This is a genomic window from Methanoculleus sp. (assembly GCF_030019085.1).
Lineage (GTDB): Archaea > Halobacteriota > Methanomicrobia > Methanomicrobiales > Methanoculleaceae > Methanoculleus.
Genome location: NZ_JASEFJ010000008.1, coordinates 21,986 through 41,707, shown reverse-complemented (window position 1 = coordinate 41,707; position 19,722 = coordinate 21,986). Strand labels below are relative to the sequence as shown.

Annotated in this window: 19 protein-coding genes and 1 tRNA gene; 16 read left to right on the top strand and 4 right to left on the bottom strand. The window is 57.2% G+C overall.

The features are described from left to right. Positions 1-6 precede the first annotated feature (6 nt). From QMC91_RS05235 to QMC91_RS05225, 3 genes are read left to right on the top strand one after another with little or no spacing between them, the layout of a single operon-like run. Positions 7-1,335 carry a TldD/PmbA family protein gene (locus tag QMC91_RS05235; RefSeq protein ID WP_300236368.1) on the top strand — a complete coding sequence of 443 codons (1,329 nt, stop codon included), beginning with the start codon at positions 7-9 and terminating at the stop codon, positions 1,333-1,335. Further along, positions 1,332-2,630, top strand: a complete 1,299-nt coding sequence (locus QMC91_RS05230; protein ID WP_366944378.1) for a metallopeptidase TldD-related protein — start codon at positions 1,332-1,334, stop codon at positions 2,628-2,630. The genes QMC91_RS05235 and QMC91_RS05230 overlap by 4 nt, the downstream gene beginning before the upstream one ends. Beyond that, positions 2,631-2,894, top strand: coding sequence for a pro-sigmaK processing inhibitor BofA family protein (locus QMC91_RS05225; RefSeq protein ID WP_300236365.1), 264 nt, complete (start codon positions 2,631-2,633; stop codon positions 2,892-2,894). It abuts the gene before it with no gap. A 33-nt stretch (positions 2,895-2,927) separates the two neighbouring features. On the opposite strand, the gene QMC91_RS05220 is transcribed toward QMC91_RS05225, so the two are convergent. Both QMC91_RS05220 and QMC91_RS05215 read right to left on the bottom strand, forming a co-directional pair. Next, on the bottom strand, positions 2,928-3,617 hold the full coding sequence (locus QMC91_RS05220; protein WP_300236362.1) for a KaiC domain-containing protein: 690 nt from the start codon (positions 3,615-3,617) through the stop codon (positions 2,928-2,930). Beyond that, positions 3,617-4,456 (bottom strand): hypothetical protein, encoded by an 840-nt coding sequence (locus QMC91_RS05215; protein ID WP_300236359.1) that lies wholly within the window; start codon positions 4,454-4,456, stop codon positions 3,617-3,619. Before QMC91_RS05215 ends, QMC91_RS05220 begins: the two co-directional genes overlap by 1 nt. 235 nt (positions 4,457-4,691) lie before the next feature. On the opposite strand from QMC91_RS05215, the gene QMC91_RS05210 reads away from it, so the two are divergent. From QMC91_RS05210 to QMC91_RS05150, 13 genes are all read left to right on the top strand, one after another. After that, positions 4,692-6,314 (top strand): type II/IV secretion system ATPase subunit, encoded by a 1,623-nt coding sequence (locus QMC91_RS05210; protein WP_300236357.1) that lies wholly within the window; start codon positions 4,692-4,694, stop codon positions 6,312-6,314. Beyond that, positions 6,314-8,254: a type II secretion system F family protein gene (locus QMC91_RS05205; RefSeq protein ID WP_300236355.1), complete on the top strand. Its 1,941-nt coding sequence runs from the start codon at positions 6,314-6,316 to the stop codon at positions 8,252-8,254. The genes QMC91_RS05210 and QMC91_RS05205 overlap by 1 nt, the downstream gene beginning before the upstream one ends. Before the next feature lie 202 nt (positions 8,255-8,456). Next, complete coding sequence (locus QMC91_RS05200) at positions 8,457-8,996, top strand: alpha/beta hydrolase (RefSeq protein WP_300236352.1); 540 nt, start codon at positions 8,457-8,459, stop codon at positions 8,994-8,996. 51 nt (positions 8,997-9,047) lie between these two features. Then, entirely contained in the window at positions 9,048-9,377 is a 330-nt protein-coding gene (locus QMC91_RS05195; RefSeq protein ID WP_300236349.1) for a V-type ATPase subunit subunit G family protein, read from the top strand. Further along, positions 9,364-11,325 (top strand): V-type ATP synthase subunit I, encoded by a 1,962-nt coding sequence (locus QMC91_RS05190; protein WP_300236347.1) that lies wholly within the window; start codon positions 9,364-9,366, stop codon positions 11,323-11,325. Before QMC91_RS05195 ends, QMC91_RS05190 begins: the two co-directional genes overlap by 14 nt. A gap of 4 nt (positions 11,326-11,329) precedes the next feature. Continuing rightward, a complete protein-coding gene (locus QMC91_RS05185; RefSeq protein WP_300236345.1) occupies positions 11,330-11,587 on the top strand; it encodes an ATPase in 258 nt (85 codons plus the stop codon). A gap of 11 nt (positions 11,588-11,598) precedes the next feature. Next, positions 11,599-12,177, top strand: coding sequence for a V-type ATP synthase subunit E family protein (locus QMC91_RS05180; protein WP_300236342.1), 579 nt, complete (start codon positions 11,599-11,601; stop codon positions 12,175-12,177). Positions 12,178-12,191: 14 nt separating this feature from the next. Continuing rightward, on the top strand, positions 12,192-13,250 hold the full coding sequence (locus QMC91_RS05175; RefSeq protein WP_300236340.1) for a V-type ATP synthase subunit C: 1,059 nt from the start codon (positions 12,192-12,194) through the stop codon (positions 13,248-13,250). A gap of 1 nt (position 13,251) precedes the next feature. Beyond that, complete coding sequence (locus QMC91_RS05170) at positions 13,252-13,554, top strand: V-type ATP synthase subunit F (RefSeq protein WP_300236338.1); 303 nt, start codon at positions 13,252-13,254, stop codon at positions 13,552-13,554. Next, entirely contained in the window at positions 13,554-15,308 is a 1,755-nt protein-coding gene (locus QMC91_RS05165; RefSeq protein ID WP_300236335.1) for an ATP synthase subunit A, read from the top strand. The genes QMC91_RS05170 and QMC91_RS05165 overlap by 1 nt, the downstream gene beginning before the upstream one ends. A 2-nt stretch (positions 15,309-15,310) precedes the next feature. After that, a complete protein-coding gene (locus QMC91_RS05160; protein ID WP_300236332.1) occupies positions 15,311-16,696 on the top strand; it encodes an ATP synthase subunit B in 1,386 nt (461 codons plus the stop codon). A 6-nt stretch (positions 16,697-16,702) separates the two neighbouring features. Further along, positions 16,703-17,329, top strand: a complete 627-nt coding sequence (locus QMC91_RS05155; protein ID WP_300236329.1) for a V-type ATP synthase subunit D — start codon at positions 16,703-16,705, stop codon at positions 17,327-17,329. 70 nt (positions 17,330-17,399) lie between these two features. After that, entirely contained in the window at positions 17,400-18,566 is a 1,167-nt protein-coding gene (locus tag QMC91_RS05150; protein WP_300236469.1) for a phosphoglycerate kinase, read from the top strand. 108 nt (positions 18,567-18,674) lie between these two features. On the opposite strand, the gene QMC91_RS05145 is transcribed toward QMC91_RS05150, so the two are convergent. Together QMC91_RS05145 and QMC91_RS05140 are read right to left on the bottom strand one after the other, a co-directional pair. Next, positions 18,675-19,532, bottom strand: coding sequence for an ARMT1-like domain-containing protein (locus tag QMC91_RS05145; RefSeq protein WP_300236326.1), 858 nt, complete (start codon positions 19,530-19,532; stop codon positions 18,675-18,677). A gap of 43 nt (positions 19,533-19,575) precedes the next feature. Continuing rightward, positions 19,576-19,649, bottom strand: a tRNA-Pro gene (locus QMC91_RS05140). Positions 19,650-19,722 lie beyond the last annotated feature (73 nt).

Here is a 19,722-nt window from a genome sequence, read left to right as displayed (position 1 = left end):
TACCCCATGTCTGAAGTGCGCTACTACGATATACGGTGCGTACGGGGCGAGGTCACCCGGATCGATATCGAAAACAGGGTGGTCGAGTCCGCAGGTACCTCTTTTTTTGACAGAACGGTTGTCAGGGCGCTTGCCTCGAATGGCTGGGGCATCCTCATCCGGGATCACGTCGACCTCGACTCAAAGCATGAGATCGATACCCTCGTCAGGGAGGCAGCCCGTCTTGCCGCCGTCACTAAAGATCACCTCGACCTTGCCGACGCCCCGCGTGGCACGCTCCCCGTTCCACCACCGGGGGAGGATCCACGGGAGATCGACCTCGAGGAGAAGACGCGATTGCTTGCTGAGATCGAGGGAGCGGCACGGATACCGGGGGTGACGAACACACGGGCGAACTACACCGAAGGGGTCGACACGGTCAGGTTCCTGGACTCTGAAGGGAATGAAAACACCTACGAATCCATCCGCTCCGGGTTCTCGGTCGTCGCGATAGCATCCAGAAATGGGGTGATGCAGATGGGCAGTGAACGCGAGCACACCATCAGGGGGTTTAACCTCCGGGGGAGGCATGACCTCGGTAGAAAGGCTGGCGAGGTTGCGGTCTCGCTGCTCGATGCGAAAATCCCGAAAGGCGGAATGCAACGTGCCGTCCTCGACCCTGAACTTGCCGGGGTCTTCACCCACGAGGCTGTCGGTCACGCGAGCGAGGGTGACCTTGTCCGTGAAGGGGCATCGGTTCTCGGTGGGAGGATCGGCGAGCGTATAGGTTGCAAAGGGCTTGTGATAGTCGACGATCCGACGCTGCACGAGTTCGGGTTCATGCCGGTTGACGCCGAGGGGGTGGCGGTGCATCGGACAGAGATAATCCGTGACGGTATCCTCACCTCCTATCTCCACAACCGCGAGACCCTGGCAGCGGTCGGGGACGGCATAGCCGGGCACGCACGTGCCGAGCACGGGGCGCCGCCGATCGTCAGGATGAGCAACACCTTCATCGAGAACGGCGACGCCACGCGAGAGGAGATCCTGGCGGAGTGCCGGCAGGGTATCCTGCTGATAGGATCCAGGGGCGGCCAGGTCGACCCGGGTCGTGGGGTATTCCAGTTCAACGCGGAGTACGGATACCTTATCGAGGGTGGTGAGACGACCGGTATGCTCCGTGACGTCTCGCTTTCGGGCGAGATCCTCACAACGCTCCACAACATCGCCCTGATCGGGGATGACCGAAGGATGAATCCAGGCTACTGCGGCAAAGGCGGGCAGGTTGTACCCGTGAGTGATGGTGCGCCCCACCTCCTGCTGAAAGACGCGATCATCGGGGGGCGTGGCGAATGAACATGAACGGCGAAGACCTGATCGAAAAGGTTCTCCGGGAAGGGGAGCGCCTGGCAGACGAGGTTGAGGTCTTCTCCGCCCGTGGGCGGAGCGTCATCACCGAGATCAAGAAAGGGATCATCGGGGTCGCCGAGGAATCAGAGGCCTGGAGCATGGCTATCCGGACGGTCAGGAACGGGCAGATCGGGTTTTCGTCCACAGGCGACCCTGACCGCTGGAAGGACTGTCTGGATGCAGCGCTCGCAAGTGGCAGGCTCGCCACACCACAGCGATGGGGCGGGTTCCCTGGGCCGGCTGCTCTCACAGGCGCCCCTCTAACCGCAGACGAAAGCCTTACAGTCGCGGTCGAAGACGCAGCAAGACTGGTCGACGACCTCCTCGCCGGCGCCGCGGAGTACCCTGTGGAGGTCATCGGCGGGTCTGCGGACCTCGGGCGGTCTCACCTCTCGATCTCGAACTCAAATGGCATCACCTACGAGATAGAACGGACGGTTGTGGGAGTTTCTATGGAGACGATCCGGGAGCAGTCCACCGGCTACGAGTTCGACGTCTCACCGTTCCGTAACGATATCAACCCCCACGCAGTCGGGGAACGGGCTGCGATGCTTGCCGCCCGCTCTCTTGGTGGGCGCGATATAGAGACCGGGCGATACGACATAGTCCTCTCCCCGGTTGCGGTCGCAAGCCTCATCGGCCAGGTTCTCATACCGGCACTCTCCGGGCGGAACGTGAAGGCCGGTCGATCGCCCCTCGCAGACAGTGTCGAAGAGCAGGTCTTTGATGAATCGCTATCCATCTACGACGACCCCTTTGCGCCGGGGCCGGGAAGCACCGCCTGGGACGCTGAAGGCGTTCCCACCCGACGTCTGGTCTTCATCGATCAGGGGGTGGTCCGCAGGTTTGCCTACGACCTCAAGACCGGCTACCGCTACGGGGAGGAGAGCACCGGAAGCGCTGTTCGAACCGGAAGCGAACCCCCGGTGATCGGGGTGCACAACCTCTTCATCGACGGAACCCCCGAGAAAGAACCTGGTTACGGGCGTGCAGTCTGGGTCCACGATGTTGTCGGGGCCCACACCGCAAACCCCTTCTCCGGCGACTTCTCGGTTGAGGTCGCAAACCCATTCTGGATGGAGGATGGAGAACTGGTCGAACCGATCCGGGCAGCGATGCTTTCAGGGAACGTCTTTGAGATGCTCGGTGAGATCGGGGGGTTCGGGAACGACGTAAGACGCGTCGGACGGCTCACTGTTCCATCAATACGGTTAAATAACCAGCAGATCATTGGTAAATAGATGATGGAAGAGATCCTCGCCATCCTTCTTGCAGTTGCGATAGCCGCAGCCATTTACTACCTGATGAAGAAGGCACTGACACTTGTCATCAACGCCATCGCCGGACTCGTCACGCTCTGGGTTCTGAACTACTTTAGCGTCCTCGCCTGGTTCGGTGCGCCCGATATCCAGATCTCGCTTGTCACAATCCTCATATGTGCCCTTGGAGGGCTACCAGGCGCCCTAATCCTGGTGCTCCTGCACCTGATCGGGATCACGATCTGAGGTCGGCTTTTCTACGACCCTCCACACCGCAAGTTAAAACAGGCTTGCCTCCGAGTGGACCATGATGCCGTCCTGGAAGATCTCAAACGGTTTGATCTCACGCGAATGGGCTGACCGGCGCATCTTCACGACCTCGAGGGCCAGGTGCACCTCGGTGAGTCCCGGAGAGCGGATGTAGCGCAGAAGGATCACCGTATCGGCCAGGTACTCAATTATACCGTACCTGCTCTCCTCCGGGTTTCCCGGACAGGTCTCGCTCGCCAGCACCAGGGTGCAGGCCTCATCCCGCATCACCTCCACAAACCTGAACATCTCCCGCCGCCGGTCAGATTCATCCTCAAAAAGCCCCTCAAAGAGAGAGATCGGGTCGATGACCACTCTTGAGGCCCCTGTGCTCTCGATGAGAGCGGGAAGCTCGCTCTTGATGCTGTTGATCGCAAGGTTGAAGTCAGTCGGATCTAGTTTGAGAAGGTAGAACCGGTCGCCGAACACAGCCAGATCCCAGCCTTTCTGTGTCATCGTGGTGCGGAGGAGTTCCTCCCGCTCTTCAAGACTTATGTAGATAACCTTCTCGCCCCGGGATAGACCCTCGTAGGCGAACTGAAGTGCAAGCATTGTCTTTCCGGTGCCGTATGTCCCGACAAGCGCACATATGCTCTTCTCGATAAGCCCTCCCGAGAGCATCGTGTCGAGCCCAACAACCCCGAACTTCGCCCTGGCCACTATACCACCATCCTGATGTTTCTGACCTCAAAGCCCCCCTTCGCCGAGATAGAGACCGCAAACTTTACCAGGTTCTTATCCTCAAGCCAGGTCATGACCCCCCGAAACTTCCCGAAATACATGACCCGCTGCCGGCGCTGTGCGCCGCTCTCCTCCCAGTGGAAAAGAAATGTAGCGTCAACGCAATCGGCAATCTCAAGTTCCTGCGACCTACCAAGTATACCGGAAGCGAGCAAAAGGAAGATCGTGCAGTTCCACTGTTTCGCCGCACGCTGCAGTCCGCGCATGAAAGCTATGAACGCATGCCACGGTTCTCCCACCTCAAGCGACGGCGCAATATCGGTCAGGGAGTCCAGGACTACCAGGCCATCCTGAGGAAGCACTTTGAGCACACCCGCAATCTCTGAAAGGATACCGTCACCCTCCCTCCGCTGTTTCTTCTGCAGGCGTTCCATGACGCTGCCTGCACCATACCAGCCCGTCGGGACGAGACTGGCATCGAAGTAGAACTCCGAGAGGTCATAAAAGCGGATACCCTCCCCGAGCTGGTCATAGAGATCCGGGTTAAAGGAGAGAGCCACCTCTCTCAGTATATCCTCCCGCATCCGGGTGATCGTCACATAGGAGATACTCTCCGGAATGAGCACCCCCTTACCTCTCGCCTGACCCGCTCTTTTCATCCGGGTCAGATGCATGAGAGAGGTCTGCACGAACTCGACGTTGCCGGCACCGTGCTCCCCGAGGAGGAGCACCACAGAGCCAGGCGGAACACCTCCGTCCAGGACGGGATCGAGAGACGGGATTCCAGTCGGCATCCGCATCAGGAGGCGGTCTTCCATGGTACATTCCTTACATGTGGAACATTAAAACGTTCTGGTTGGTCGGTTACGACAAACATTGCTGCTACAAAAGTAATACTCTGGCTAGAAAACCCGCAAATATATATGCATGCTGCTCCACATCCCCTATTGAACCAGGGGTGGTGCACCGGGGAATCGGAGAGCCAGGTGAGGCGGGTCAGAGGATATGCAGGAATCACATGATACTGGAAGTGTAAAGGAACAAGATCCCACCGTGGGCGCCGCAATACCTGGCGCGGGATCCCCCAAACAGCACCGCCTCATCAACCGCTTTCTCCGGTCAGGAGAAGAGATTCGGAGAACTGCCGGGTATGATCCAGTAAAATTCGGCCCCCTCACCGATGCTGTGATCCCGCCCGGCTACAGAGAGATAGACCGTTACTGGGTCACTGAAGGTCTTGCACTCGTCGTTATAGCCCGAAACCTCCAGACGAACCAGAACGAGTACCTCCTGTTCGAACCGGTGCTCTCCGAATTTGAGTACGAACTCCTGGAAAGGTTATATACAGACCTACGAGATGTCCTGATCCTGGAAGACCGTGACCTCGTCACCGACAGAAGGATTGTTCTCGCGCGAAGAACAGATGACCTGCTCGCGGAGTACGGCATATCCTTACCTGACGACTCTTTCTACCGGATCCGCTACTACCTTGAACGAAACTACCTGGGCTGGTCGCGGATCGACGCGTTGATGAAGGACCCCGGAATCGAGGACATCTCCTGCAACGGCACAAACATCCCAATATTCCTCTACCACCGCAAACACCAGAACATCAAGACGCAGATCATGTTCGATGAACCCGCGTTGAACTCGCTTGCTATCACGCTTGCCCAACGTTCCGGAAAGCACGTTTCCATAGGTAGCCCGCTCGTTGACGCAACCCTCCCTGACGGTTCACGGCTACAGGTTACACTCGGCCGGGAGGTTACCAGTCGTGGGACATCGTTTACCATCCGCAAGTTCCGCGAGTCGCCGTTTACGCCAGTAGAACTGATAGAGACGAACACCTTCGACATAAACCAGCTCGTCTACATCTGGCTGGCGATCGAGAACAACAAAAGCCTTCTCTTCGTCGGTGGGACGGCGTCGGGTAAGACCACATCATTAAACGCGGTCGCCCTCTTCATCCCGCCACTCTCAAAGATCGTCTCCATCGAGGACACACGTGAGATCACACTATATCACGAGAACTGGGTTGCGACCGTCACACGCGAGACGGTCGCGGGTGGGCCTGGCGCAACCCCCATAGGGATGTTTGAACTCCTGAAAGCCGCGATGCGGCAGAGGCCCGAGTACATCCTGGTCGGAGAGGTCAGAGGGAGTGAGGCGCAGACTCTATTTCAGGCGATGAACACCGGCCACACGACGTTTTCCACAATGCACGCAAGCGACGTCGATGCAGCGATCCACCGTCTGGAGAGCGCGCCACTCAATGTACCGAGGAACATGCTCCAAGCTCTTGACATCATAGCCGTCCAGGCTCTCACCCACCGTGGAGGCGACCGCGTGAGAAGGTGCCGCGAGATCGTCGAGATCGCCGGGGTTGACCCGATCACGGGGAACGTTCAGGTAAACACCGTATTCGAGTACAATCCCGTGGCTGACACCTTCTCCTACACCGGAAGATCGAAGATATTTAACGAGATCATGGAGTACCGCGGCTGGGGGCTTAAACAGCTTGAAGAAGAACTGCAGACCCGGCGGAACATCCTCCTTGCTATGCTCGATCAGGGCATAAAGGATTACAGGTCGGTCGCCAGGATCATTCAGGCCTGGGCGATCAGCCCTGAGGCGGTGCTCTCCTCAATCGACAACCTTGGTGAGTTGATCCGCTGATGTCATCTCTGCGCGTGCGCCTCCGCCGTTTCATCCACAGGAGGGTGGAGCGCAACCCCGTGCGCTACCGCGACCTCCGTAAAGACCTGGTTGCGGCATGCATCGGCGTGACGATGGAGCACTACCTCCTGCTGGCACTCCTGGTCTCGCTGCTCATCGGCGTCACCTGTGCCACAGCGGCATTCCTTGCGATGCATCTCCTCTCTCTTCCTCAGTTCAGCCTTGGAATCTACAACGTCTTTCAAATCGGCCTGCCGGACTATGTCCTGAGGGAACAGGTTTTTACGGCACTGCACCTTGTCATCAGTGCGGTCATATTAGTTCTCACAGCCTATGCGTCATGGACGCTTGCCCTGCGTTACCCTGCCATCCATAAGACGAACCGGGCAACCCGGATCAACCTCCTGCTCCATAACGCCGTCTCTTACATGTATGCCATGCGACAGGGCGGTGCGGAGATGGTGGATATATTCCGTTCCCTCAGCGAGAACACAGGGATTTACGGTGAAGTTGCACACGAGTTCCGCCGGGTCGTCCGGGACACGGACTACTTCGGCTGCGACCTCATAACGGCGCTCCAGAATCTGCAGGAGACAACTCCATCGGATAAACTACAGGATTTCATCCAGGACCTGATCTCGGTGATCGAGAGCGGTGGGGATGTCCTTGAATACCTGGAGACGCGGGTTAGACTCTACCAGGAGGATGCAAAGTTCGAGCAGCAGAACTTCCTCTCCACGCTTCAGATGGCCGCCGAATCCTATGTGGCGCTCTTTGTCGCCGGGCCGCTCTTTCTGATCATCGTTATGATCGTGATGGGGTTTATGAGCAGCACACCGATTATGCAGCTCTCGGTCGTTATCTACCTCCTCATCCCGGTCGGTTCGCTCTTCTTCATCCTCTTTATAGATATCATCTCGATCAAGACCGAAACTGTGGAGAGGTACACCTCCGAAAAATGGCTCCACGAGTTCGAAGACGTCCGGGTCGAGAAGCGCGCCGGCGAAGAGTCATTCTTCCAGAAACTGCGCCACTACGACAGGATCCGTAATATCCGGTCATTCCTCAGACATCCGCTCCGCGAGTTTCTCATCGATCCAAACAGGACGTTTTACCTTACCGTCCCGATTGCGATGGTCTATGTCCTTCTTGTACTCATGATGACGCCCGCCTACCCCGATATCGAGGTCCTGATCGATGTCCTGGACGACCACCTGATCGTGGCACTGCTGATCATACTCATTCCTTTCGGCATCTGCTACCAGGTCTGGCGAACGAAGGTTATGAGGATCGAGGCGAGCATCCCGGAGTTCTTGAGTCGCCTCTCAGGGATCAACCAGGTGGGACTGACGCTTGCACAGGCGATCTCGATCCTGGCATCCGCAGATCTCGGCATTCTAACGTACGAGATCAGAAAGATCCAGCGTGATATCGAATGGGGAGCGAGCGTTCAGGAGGCGCTTATCAGGTTTGAGGTGCGGATACGCACCCCGGCCATCGCCAGGGCGGTCACCCTGATCACAACGGCAAGCCGGATGACTGGCAGCATAGGTGAGGTACTCAACATTGCGGCCAGAGACGCAGCGATCTCAGAGAACCTCAAGCGGGAGAGAGGTGCCGAGATGTCCATCTACACCGTCATCGTCTACCTGGTCTTTATCGTCTTCCTCTTTGTCGTGGCCGTCATCGACTCCCAGTTCCTCACCGTTCTGGCCGGTGTCGAGACGGTCTCTACCGCCGGAGCAGCCATGAGCACGATCTCCGTCGGCACCACACCCCTCGCAACGTTTGAACGTCTCCTCTTCCACGGTGTAATCATCCAGGCCCTATTCTCCGGTCTTATCGCGGGGCAGATGGGGGAGGCGTCGATCAGGGCGGGCGTCAAACACGCAGCCGTGATGCTTATAATCGCACTTCTGGTCTTCGCGGTCATCCTGTAGGATCGATGCAACCCCGCGCGATAGAGTTTTATGCTTTGACTTCCTCTCCATTCCTGGTGATGAGAGATGTGTACGGTTGGTGGACCTGTAGATATAGAGTTCAATGATCGGGTGAAGGGCAAGAACTACCGCTGCAAAGATTGTGGTGAGCGGTTCAAGGGCATAGGGAAGCGGCCCATGTGCCCGAGCTGCCAGTCTGAAAATGTCGAAGAAGTCTGAAAAAGACTTTTCGAGGGGGTTGCCCGCCAGGCGGGAGGAGATAATTGTACTACCCCTCGACGGCGAGACCCTCCTTCTGCAAGGTGAGCGCTCCCTTCTTCTGGTGGCGAAGGCCGCCTCCAGGTTTGTGCTCTGCATCGAGACGCCGGACGACGAGTACTGCCAGGCGGTCGACGCGGATGACCTTGTCGCTATCTCAATGCCGGAAGGCGGCCCCATCGAGCAGGCAGAGATGATGCTCGAACTTGTCAGGCGCTACCATATCCCCCTCGTAGTCCTCCCTAAAGACCATCCAGGGTCAAAGCGCCTCTCGATGGTCGTCTCGGTTGGCCCACAGATTCATCTATCATGTAGCATTCAGCGCGGGACACACCCGGAGCAGCACCTCCTCTGCTCGTCAGAAGAGTTCTCCGGAGTTTCGCTTACCGGGATTCCCGGCGGCGTTGTGATAAAGAACCTCCCTTCCAGCGTGGAGTTGGTGCGTCTGGATGCGAAAAAATCCGCAGAAAACAAACAACAATAAATATATGCTCATTTTCATCAAATATTCATACGCCGTGAGAAGGAGGGTTTGATGAAGACCGATGTCCTGAAAAGCATCAGGGAAGCAGAAGAAGAGTATCAGGCAATGATCCGTGATGCGCAGGCTGAGAGGAAGAAAAGCCTCTCCGATGCTCAGCTTGAGGCTGAAAACCTGATCACGAAGGCACAGAAGGATGCCGAAGATTACAGGAATCAGCGCCTTGCTGAGGCAAAGGCCGAAGCACGGAGGAGGTATGCGGAGATCGTTAGAGAGGGTGAAGCGCGCGCAGAAGCACTGAAAGCATCCGGGAGCAAGAACCTCACCAAAGCTGTAGATTTCGTGGTTACACGGTTCAAGGAGCAGCTGCATGTTGTGGCCTGAACGGATGCGCCGGCTGCTCATCGCGGCCCCGAAAAGCGAGATCGAGACTATCATCAAGGAACTCTACCGCCACAAGGTCTATCACATCGAGGATTTTGTGCCGGAGAGTGAATCAGGGGGACTATCGATCGGCCATCCGCTCCCGGAGGCAAGCAGTGCGGCTGAGACGCTAATCAAGGTCAGAGCAATCGAGAATGCATGCGGGATAGACCCGGCCAGATTTGAGGCCAGGATGAAGATCCCTGCATCCAGGGTCAGGGAGATAATCCGGACGGATCTATCTGCCATCCAGAAGGAGGTGGAAGATCTCGTCAATTCACGCTCAAAACTTGAGACCCTGAAGAAAGAGCACGAACAGCGCGCACGAGAACTTGAACCATTTACTGCGATCCCCCTGGACCTTGAATTTTATCGGGGTTACAGAGGTTTTACCGTCTTTGCCGGGCACATTTCACATGATGTCAAGATCGACGTTCCTCATGAGAAGTACTTCTCCGACAAAGTTACCGGCAATATGATCGTTGTTGTGGTTCAGAACGAACACCAGGAAGAGGTCGAGCGGATTCTCCTCAACGCCGGGTTCCAGGCGCTTGCAATCCCTGAGGAGAACGGAGCACCTACCGACCGTCTCCAGGCCCACCTGGATGAGATCAGGCGGATCGATGATGAGATTGCTGCGATCAACCAAAAACTTGCGGAGATCCGGGAGAAGCACGCCGAACTCCTGGTAGCATGCGATGAACTACTCACGGCTGACGTAGAGCGGGCCGAGGCCCCGTTGCGGTTTGCTACCACGGAGGAGACCTTCATAAGCGAAGGATGGGTGCCCGATGACCGGGCTGACGAGATCCGGGAGGCACTGGAGAGGGTGACCAACGGCAGGATCTACATCGAGGAACTGGAGATCGAGGACGACTCAAGGGTACCGGTGGAGTACGATAACCCCTCGTTCGCCACACCCACGCAGTTGCTCGTGGACCTCTATGCAAGACCTCGCTACTCTGAACTTGACCCTACGCTGCTGGTGACCATCGTTTTTCCCATCTTCTTCGGGCTGATCCTGGGTGACGTGGGTTACGGAGCGATCCTGCTTGCGATGAGTCTTGGCCTTCGCAAGTTCCTGAAGGGCGAGGGGATGAGGAGTCTGCTCAAGGTACTCTCCTATGCAAGCGTCTCAAGCATCGTCTTTGGCGTACTCTACAGCGAATTTCTGGGCTACTCGCTCCCGTGGGAGGCGCTTATCTTCTCCCGGCACCTCAACATAGGGGGGCATGCAACAGCTCATGGACCCCAGGTAGTCGAACTGTTGCTCCTTGCGATCTGGATCGGTATCCTGCACGTCACACTCGGGCGTGTTCTTGGCATGGCCAACGCGCGTAGACTTTACCACGGCAAACACGCAACAAAGGCGGTCATCGCAAACGCCGGTTGGATTGGAGTGATGTGGGGTATCCTGCTCATGATCTGGTCGCTCTTTCCCATACCGCTGATGCCCAACCTTACAGGGCTTCCAGTTCTTTTCATGGGATTGAACACCAGCGCGGTGGTGGGGGCTATTCTCATACTGATGGGCGTCATCGGGATCGCGCAGGAGAACATACTCGAGATCGTCGAACTTCCAACGATCATCAGTCATGTACTCTCCTACGCCCGTCTTGTGGCGGTGGGCTTATCGTCAGTCGCAATCGCGATGATGGTCAATTACCTCGCGATTGGAATGATTATAGAACCCCAGCTTGAAGCGATCACACCAATCGGTGTGATTGCCATCATCTTTGGCGTTCTTCTATTCGTGCTGGGTCACCTGTTGAACACAGCACTTGGTATCCTTGGAGGCGGCCTGCACTCGCTTCGTCTCCATTATGTCGAGTTCTTCACCAAGTTCTACAAAGGTGGAGGCATAAAGTACAAACCCTTTGGAAAGAGATCAAAGTTTACGGAGGAATAAAGAAATGGTAGATTTTGGCACAGCTGAAGTAACTCTTGAAATGGTTCAGGCATCGCAGTTGGGAATGAAGGCGTTCAGCGCAGCTCTTGCAGTCGGTCTGACCGGCCTCGCATCCGCTATTGCGGAGATGACGATCGGCTCTGCAGCCGTCGGCGCAACGGCAGAGAATCGTGACGTATTCGGTCTGGTACTGCTATTGACGGTTATTCCCGAAACCATTGTTATCTTTGGTCTTGTGGTTGCACTGCTGCTTATGTTCTGATGGAGTGAACCATGGGACTCGAAGCGGTTGTGAACGAGATCCGGGAGAAAGGGCGAAGGGAGGTCGAATCAATCCGGGCAGAGACACGGGTTGAAGTAGAGAAGATCCTGAAAGAGGCACAGGACCACGCTGCTGCGATCAAGATCGCAGCACAGGAAGAAGTGGAACGGACGGCCAGCCACATCGTCAACCAGGAGACCTCCGCGGCAAACCTGGCAGTCAAGCGGCTGCTCTTAAACGCCCAGAAGGATGTCCTCGATCAGGTCTACTCGACCTCGCTTGCCGCTGTCGGTGAACTGCCAGCCGAGTTCCAGGAGAAGGCGCTCACATCTCTGCTGAAGAGAGCGGCAAAAGAGGTCAGGGAGGGTGTCGTCCACGCAAACGAACGGGATCTGCAGCTTGTCAGGGAGATCATCTCCAGGCACAAGGACTTCTCGGGCTACACTGTAGGTAGCCCGGTCGAGATCCCCGGCGGCATCATCGTCGAGAGCAAAGACGGCGATCTGCAGATCGATTACAGTTACCGCACACTCCTTGAAGAGGTCTGGGAATCCTGCCTGAAGGACGTGTCAGAGATACTGTTCAAATGAAGGAGGATCCGTATATGGCAGGGTTAAGCAGCGGATTTGCAACCAACTATATCTACGCCTGCACCCGCATGCGGGTCCGTAGATCGCGGTTGATTCCGCGAGAGGATTATCTCCGGATGCTGAATATGAGTCTTCCTGAGATCATCCGGTTCATCGGCGATACCAGCTACCGCCCAGAGATTGATGAACTTGGAACCTCCTTTTCCGGTATCGACCTGGTCGAGGAGGCCTTAAGCTGGAACCTAGCCAAGGAATACCAGAAGATTCTGGAACTTGTGCCCGGGGATCTGAAATACTTCAGCTTGAGTTACCTCCGGCGGTGGGATATCCAGAACGTTGTCGCCATCCTGCGCGGCAAGATGCAGGGGGTATATCCAGGCAAGATCAAAGAGGTTCAGGTCCCGGCAGGCAAACTGGACAAGGTTGCCCTCGATCGTCTTCTCACCGAGGAATCGCCAGAAAGGGTTGTTGAGGCGCTGAAGAGCGAAAGATTTTATCCGACCCTGGAGAAGGAGATTGGCGGTGCAATGGAGACTGGATCGTTTGCTCACATGGAGAACGAGCTCTACAAGGGTTACTACGCTCGACTCATCGAGGATGCAAAAGGGGGTGTGAAGGGAGGGAATATCTTTCTAAAGTACATCCAGCTCGAGATAGATATGCGGAACATTCAGACTCTCTTCCGTCTCAGAACCGGGCATGTCCAGGAGGACGTTCGGGATATGATGATCCCGGGCGGTACCTTCAGTGTGGACGAACTTCAGCAGATCTTCGGGCTTGATGACAGGGACGAGTTTATCGACGCCTTAAAGAGGCGGGTAAAGATGGTTCCGCTCCTGAACGCGCTCGAAGAGATCCGGAGACTGAGTGCTCTCCACGAGATCGAGGTTGCACTTACCCGGGTTCAACTCGACCAGATGGAGCGGATATCAAAGCGTTATCCGTTTTCTGTTCTGCCTGTCATAGTCTATCTGGAGGAGAAGAAGTACGAGGTCGCGAACCTTCGCGCCCTCGCCCGGGGCAAAGAGGCTGGCATTCCCGGTGAGCGGTTGAAGGGCTACCTGGTGATGTAGAATGGAGATCGCAGTTATAGGTAGTGAGGAATTCATCCTGGGTTTCCGGCTTGCTGGTGTCAGGAAGACCTATGTGGCCGATACCGACGCGCGGTTGGTCGAACGGATCAACCAGGTGCTGGACGACAGGGACGTCGGCATCCTCGTGCTGAAGGGCAGCGACATGGAACGAATTCCCCTGCGGCTTCGCATCACCCTGGAGAATTCTGTCAGGCCGACGGTGATCGCGATCGGCGGAGAAGAGAGTGGCCTCTCGATGAGAGAGAGAATCAAGAGATCGGTGGGTGTTGATCTGTGGAAGTAATGGAGAAAAGAAAAGAAAACAGGACTCGCGGAGCCCTGAAACGGATTTCTGGGCCGGTCGTAACCGCTGTCGGTCTTGATGCACACATGTACGACGTGGTGAAGGTCGGCAATGAGGAACTGATGGGGGAGGTCATCAAGATCCAGGGTGAGAACGTCATCATCCAGGTCTACGAGGATACCGCCGGCATCAGGCCGGGTGAACCGGTGGAGAACACCGGTCTCTCACTCTCGGTTGAACTCGGCCCCGGATTGCTGACCAGTATCTACGATGGGATCCAGCGGCCGCTTGAGGTGCTCGTGAACACGATGGGCAACTTTATCGAGCGCGGCGTCTCGGCTCCCGGCCTATCACACGAGAAGAAATGGGAGTTTGCGCCCACGGTGAAGAAGGGCGACGAGGTCAGAGGCGGTGACATCATCGGCACCGTTCAGGAGACGAACATCGTCCACAAGGTCATGGTCCCGCCAACCATGAAGGGCGGCAAGGTCAGGGAGATAAGGGCCGGAAAATTCACGATCGATGAGACCATCTGTGTCCTGGAGGACGGTAGCGAGATCACGATGCTCCAGCGCTGGCCGGTTCGTGTGCCCCGCCCCGTGAAAGAGAAACTGAACCCGGACGTTCCACTGATCACCGGCCAGCGGATCCTGGACGGTCTCTTCCCGATCGCAAAAGGCGGAACGGCGGCCATCCCTGGGCCATTTGGGAGCGGCAAGACTGTCACGCAGCAGCAACTGGCTAAGTGGTCGGATGCCGAGATCGTCGTCTACATCGGTTGCGGCGAACGCGGCAATGAGATGACCGAAGTTCTGACCGAGTTCCCTGAGCTTGAAGACCCAAAGACCGGTAAACCGTTGATGGAGCGGACGGTGCTCATCGCGAACACCTCAAACATGCCCGTTGCGGCCCGTGAAGCATCCGTGTATACAGGCATCACGATCGCCGAGTACTTCCGTGACATGGGCTACGATGTCTCCCTGATGGCCGACTCCACATCCCGATGGGCAGAGGCTATGCGTGAGATCTCAAGCCGTCTCGAGGAGATGCCGGGCGAAGAGGGGTATCCTGCCTACCTTGCGGCACGCCTCTCTGAGTTCTATGAGCGCGCAGGCCGCGTCATCAACCTGAACGGGACAGATGGTTCTGTCTCTGTCATCGGAGCAGTCTCACCGCCCGGTGGAGATTTCTCCGAACCGGTCACTCAGAACACCCTGCGTATCGTCAAGGTCTTCTGGGCGCTGGACGCGAAACTCTCCCAGCGCCGGCACTTCCCGGCGATCAACTGGCTGGACTCTTACTCGCTCTACCTGGACAGACTCAGCGAGTGGTATGACCAGGAGGTCTCACCCGAATGGAACCCGCTCAGAACCTGGGCGATGGGCATCCTCCAGAAGGAGGCCGAACTCCAGGAGATTGTACAGCTGGTAGGTTCAGATGCGCTGCCGGACGAAGAACAGATCACGATCGAGGTGGCCAGGATGATCCGCGAGGTCTTCCTGCAGCAGAACGCCTACGACCCGGTGGATACGTTCTGTCCGATGGACAAGCAGTACGACATGATGAGGGCGATCAAGCACTACGCTGACCTTGCTCGTAGTGCACAGGCAGCCGGCGCGACCCCCCAGCAGATCATCAGCATGAAGAGCAAGAACGAACTTCCCCAGATCAAGTTCATCAGGGACTACAAGCCTGAACTTGAGAAGATCTTGAAGGATATGGAAGCTGAATTTGAAGCGCTGAGGGCGGTGTGAGAATGAAGGAGTACAGAACGGTTACGCAGATTGCAGGCCCCCTGGTCTTTGTCGAGAAGACAGAACCTGTGGGTTACGGCGAACTCGTCAACATCATCACCGCTGATGGCACGATCAAGCGTGGCCAGGTACTGGATACAAGCGATGAGATCGTTGTTGTCCAGGTCTTCGAGGCCACGGCCGGGATTGGCAGGGATTCGGGCATCCGCTTTACCGGTGAGACCATCAAGATGCCGGTCGGCAGGGATATGCTCGGGCGTATCCTCTCCGGTGGCGGCAAACCCATCGACGGCGGCCCCGAGATCGTGCCAGAGAAGAGGCTCGATATCACCGGCGCGGCCATCAACCCCTACGCCCGCTCGTCACCCGAGGACTTCATCCAGACAGGTATCTCGACCATCGACGGTATGAATACCCTTGTCCGTGGTCAGAAACTCCCGATCTTCTCGGCATCCGGTCTGCCCCACAACGATGTGGCGCTCCAGATCGCCAGACAGGCAAAGGTGCCCGGATCGAAGGAAGAGTTCGCCGTGGTCTTTGCGGCCATGGGAATCACCCGGGAAGAGGCAAACTACTTCATGGCCGATTTCGAGAAGACCGGCGCTCTCGAGCGTTCGGTCGTCTTCCTGAACCTCGCCGACGACCCGGCCGTCGAGCGGACTATCACGCCGCGCCTTGCGCTCACAACCGCCGAGTACCTCGCCTTCGATCTCGGTTATCATGTGCTTGTCATACTGACGGATATGACCAATTACTGCGAGGCGCTCCGCCAGATCGGTGCAGCCCGTGAGGAGGTGCCTGGCCGACGCGGTTACCCCGGCTACATGTACACCGACCTTGCGAGCATCTACGAGCGTGCCGGTATCATCAAGGGTGTCAGGGGCTCGGTGACCCAGATCCCGATCCTGACGATGCCTGGCGACGATATCACCCACCCGATCCCGGATCTGACCGGCTACATCACTGAAGGTCAGATCGTGGTCAGCCGTGACCTGCACCGGAAGGGCATCTACCCGCCGATCAACGTCCTGCCTTCGCTATCCCGTCTGATGAACCTTGGCATTGGCGAGGGCCACACGCGCGAGGACCACAAGAAGGTCTCTGACCAGCTGTATGCCGCGTATGCTGAAGGTAACGATCTCCGCGGGCTTGTTGCCATCGTCGGAAAAGACGCACTCTCGGAGCGCGATAGGATGTTCCTTGAGTTTGCAGATCTCTTTGAGGACCGGTTCGTCCGGCAGGGTCTCTACGAAGACCGCTCGATCGAGGAGACACTCGATCTCGGCTGGGAACTCCTCGCAACACTGCCCGAAGAGCAGCTCGTGCGTATCGACCGCGCACTGATCCAGAAGTACCACCCGAAATACCGGAAGAAGGCAGAGGGGTAAGCATCCATGGCGCTGCGAGATATCAAGCCGACCCGTTCTGAACTGATCAGCATCAAGCGGCGGATCAAACTCTCGGAGCGCGGCTATAACATCCTTAAGATGAAGCGCGATGGGCTGATCCTGGAGTTCTTCAAGGTGCTGCAGCAGGCAAAAGATACCCGGGGGGTCGTGACAGAGAGGTATACACATGCTATGGAGATGATCGCCCTCGCAGAGACCGTCGAGGGCGCGATCGGAGTGAAGGCCGCGGCCTTCTCAGTAGCAGATGTCCCGGAGATCTCGCTCAAGAGCAAGAACATCATGGGCGTGGTCGTCCCGGAGATCGAGGCATCATCCGTTCGAAAGAGCGTGCTCGATCGCGGCTACGGAGTTCTCGGGACTTCCGCCGTCATCGACGAGGCCGCAGAGGCGTTCGAGGAACTTCTCGAGGCGATCATCGAGGCCGCAGAGATAGAGACGACGATGAAACGACTGCTCGACGAGATCGAGAGCACCAAGCGCCGGGTGAACGCCCTCGAGTTCAAGGTGATCCCGGAACTCACCGAGGCCCGGAACTTCATCAAGATGCGACTCGATGAGATGGAGCGTGAGGAACTCTTCCGCCTGAAAAAGATTAAGGCACGGAGCGCCTGATCAGGGAGAGTGGTGATACCCGGTGGAGATCGCTACCCTTGCAGATGCTGGAAAGTTGACGGGAACGGTGATGCTGAGGGTTGACTTTAACTCACCCATCGATCCTTCAACGAACCAGATCCTGGACGACAAACGGTTTCGGGAACACCTGCCGACGGTACAGGCACTCGAGGACACACGACTTGTCGTCATCACGCACCAGAGCAGGCCCGGTAAGAAGGACTTCACGACGCTTGAGGCCCACGCCGCAAAACTGGAGCGACTGCTCGGCCGCCCCGTGACCTATGTCGACGATATCTTCGGCAGATGTGCCCGGGAGGCGATCAGAGGTGCAAAGCGGGGGGATGTCCTTATGCTTGAGAACCTGCGGTTTGCCGCCGAGGAAAACCTGACCCTGAAACCGGAGGAGGCAAAGAAGACAGTCCTTGTCAGGAGACTGGCGTCAATGGCAGAGTTCTACGTCAACGACGCTTTCGGAACGGCTCACCGTTCGCAACCATCGATAGTGGGGCTGCCGCTTGCGCTCCCCTCGGTGGCCGGCCTCCTGATGGAGAAAGAGATCACAAACCTCTCGCGCGTCTTTTCAGATGCTCCAAGGCCGGTGACGTTTGTGCTCGGCGGAACCAAGGTGGACGACTCGATTGCGGTCGCACAGAACGTCCTTGCACATGGGCCTGCCGACAGGGTGGTCATGGTCGGCGTGGTCGGAAACGTCTTTCTGCTCGCCGCGGGTTACCGTATAGGACGGCCGTCTGAGCGGCTGATCGAAGACCTGGGTTACATGGCCGAGATCGAGAGGGCTAAAACGCTCCTTGAAGTCTACGGAGACAGAATAGTTCTACCCGATTCAGTCGCTGTGCGCGAAGATGGAGAGCGGGTCGATTACCCGCTGAACGCCATCCCCGAAGACGCCCAGGTGCTTGACATCGGAACAGAGGCTATCCAGAGGGTTGCAGAGGTAATAGCCACTTCAGGGACAGTTGTTGTTAACGGCCCGGCCGGGTTATTTGAGGAGGAACCGTTCGCCCTCGGGACATACGAGATCTTGAGGGCAGCATCCGGTGTGGAGTTCTCGATTGTTGGTGGGGGGCACTCCGGCGCGGCCGTAGAGCGACTCGGGATCGAAGATCGGTTCACTCACATCTCCACCGGTGGTGGGGCGGCGATAGAGTTTCTGACAGGGAAGAAACTGCCCGCAATCGAAGCACTGGAGATGTCCCGGAAGATCTTCTGGTGATGGAGGCAGACCCGGGACGAACGCCCCGATCTATTTTTCCGGCGCACCAAGTAGATGTGGCTTGCAGATAACACGCCGACCATTCGTCAGTGGCGTCCCCTTACCCCCTCAATCACGAAGGAGAGCGACCCTGGAACCGACCGGGATGCCTACATCGGCCCCGATTGGACCGCACTTGACCGACATCAGATAGGCTACTGCCGGAAGATCGCGATCTTCTGAGAGAGACTCATAGTTGGCCATGCCCTTGGCGATAACAAGCGTCGCACGGTCGAGAGCATCGGCGAGCACCGCCGGGATGAGGTCCCGGTTGAGACCGAGTTCGGCAACCCCCTCTGTTGTGGGGGTTAGCAGGTCAACCCGGCGGTCAAGCCCGAGCGCCAGAGCATCCTCAAGGGTTGCGTCGTTCAAGATAGGCGCACCGCGGACGGCAAATGTGACGTGCGACCCGCTCTTCTTGAGGTGATCGACAAATAGAGAGTCAAAGACGATCTCGCCGCAGTTGTCAGCAAGGTAAACCACACGGGATGTGAGAGGCTTCATGGCATCGGTATCATCAACGGTCAACCCGGCCGCAAACTCATCACCGAAAAACTCAACGAAGTTCTCGGTGACGCTGTGCGCCATCGAACCGTAGTCAAGCGTGTTGGCGATCACCGACGCAAGTACCAGATCGCGGAACGTCACAAGATTATCTCTCACCACCCTGCAGACGGCCAGGGCCACCGTATAGTTCTCCTTCTTGAGCGAGCGATAGGGATCATCGTCGCCGATCAACCGGTAGGCGAGCCTGTGCACCTGGCTCGCGATTACCGGGGCGGGTAGGGGCACCGTGGCGATGCGCCGGAGAAGATCGCGGCAGGCACCGACAATCTCAGCGACATGCGCCGGATCATCGATGCATAGCCGGCTCTCGTACTCGACCCGGCTGATCAGACAGTCCGTACAGCCCGGATAGAACCTCATGCTGCAGGATAATTAGACGGGCGGACTGAAAATAGTAGTGTAATGGGGCCACTGCGATTTGAACGCAGGTCAGAAGACCCCCAGTCTCCTAGGATGGCCAGGCTACCCTATGGCCCCTTCCCAAGAATATAGGGTTAAATTACAGATATATCTTCGCTTTCAGACCGTCACCTCGCCCCTGAGACTTCAA

Excerpts from the sequence above, each read along its gene's own strand:
- QMC91_RS05235 (WP_300236368.1), top strand. The coding sequence starts at position 7 with ATGTCTGAAGTGCGCTACTACGATATACGGTGCGTACGGGGCGAGGTC.
- QMC91_RS05230 (WP_366944378.1), top strand. The coding sequence starts at position 1,332 with ATGAACATGAACGGCGAAGACCTGATCGAAAAGGTTCTCCGGGAAGGG.
- QMC91_RS05225 (WP_300236365.1), top strand. The coding sequence starts at position 2,631 with ATGATGGAAGAGATCCTCGCCATCCTTCTTGCAGTTGCGATAGCCGCA.
- QMC91_RS05215 (WP_300236359.1), bottom strand. The coding sequence starts at position 4,456 with ATGGAAGACCGCCTCCTGATGCGGATGCCGACTGGAATCCCGTCTCTC.
- QMC91_RS05205 (WP_300236355.1), top strand. The coding sequence starts at position 6,314 with ATGTCATCTCTGCGCGTGCGCCTCCGCCGTTTCATCCACAGGAGGGTG.
- QMC91_RS05200 (WP_300236352.1), top strand. The coding sequence starts at position 8,457 with ATGTCGAAGAAGTCTGAAAAAGACTTTTCGAGGGGGTTGCCCGCCAGG.
- QMC91_RS05195 (WP_300236349.1), top strand. The coding sequence starts at position 9,048 with ATGAAGACCGATGTCCTGAAAAGCATCAGGGAAGCAGAAGAAGAGTAT.
- QMC91_RS05190 (WP_300236347.1), top strand. The coding sequence starts at position 9,364 with ATGTTGTGGCCTGAACGGATGCGCCGGCTGCTCATCGCGGCCCCGAAA.
- QMC91_RS05185 (WP_300236345.1), top strand. The coding sequence starts at position 11,330 with ATGGTAGATTTTGGCACAGCTGAAGTAACTCTTGAAATGGTTCAGGCA.
- QMC91_RS05180 (WP_300236342.1), top strand. The coding sequence starts at position 11,599 with ATGGGACTCGAAGCGGTTGTGAACGAGATCCGGGAGAAAGGGCGAAGG.
- QMC91_RS05175 (WP_300236340.1), top strand. The coding sequence starts at position 12,192 with ATGGCAGGGTTAAGCAGCGGATTTGCAACCAACTATATCTACGCCTGC.
- QMC91_RS05170 (WP_300236338.1), top strand. The coding sequence starts at position 13,252 with ATGGAGATCGCAGTTATAGGTAGTGAGGAATTCATCCTGGGTTTCCGG.
- QMC91_RS05165 (WP_300236335.1), top strand. The coding sequence starts at position 13,554 with ATGGAGAAAAGAAAAGAAAACAGGACTCGCGGAGCCCTGAAACGGATT.
- QMC91_RS05160 (WP_300236332.1), top strand. The coding sequence starts at position 15,311 with ATGAAGGAGTACAGAACGGTTACGCAGATTGCAGGCCCCCTGGTCTTT.
- QMC91_RS05155 (WP_300236329.1), top strand. The coding sequence starts at position 16,703 with ATGGCGCTGCGAGATATCAAGCCGACCCGTTCTGAACTGATCAGCATC.
- QMC91_RS05150 (WP_300236469.1), top strand. The coding sequence starts at position 17,400 with ATGCTGAGGGTTGACTTTAACTCACCCATCGATCCTTCAACGAACCAG.
- QMC91_RS05145 (WP_300236326.1), bottom strand. The coding sequence starts at position 19,532 with ATGAGGTTCTATCCGGGCTGTACGGACTGTCTGATCAGCCGGGTCGAG.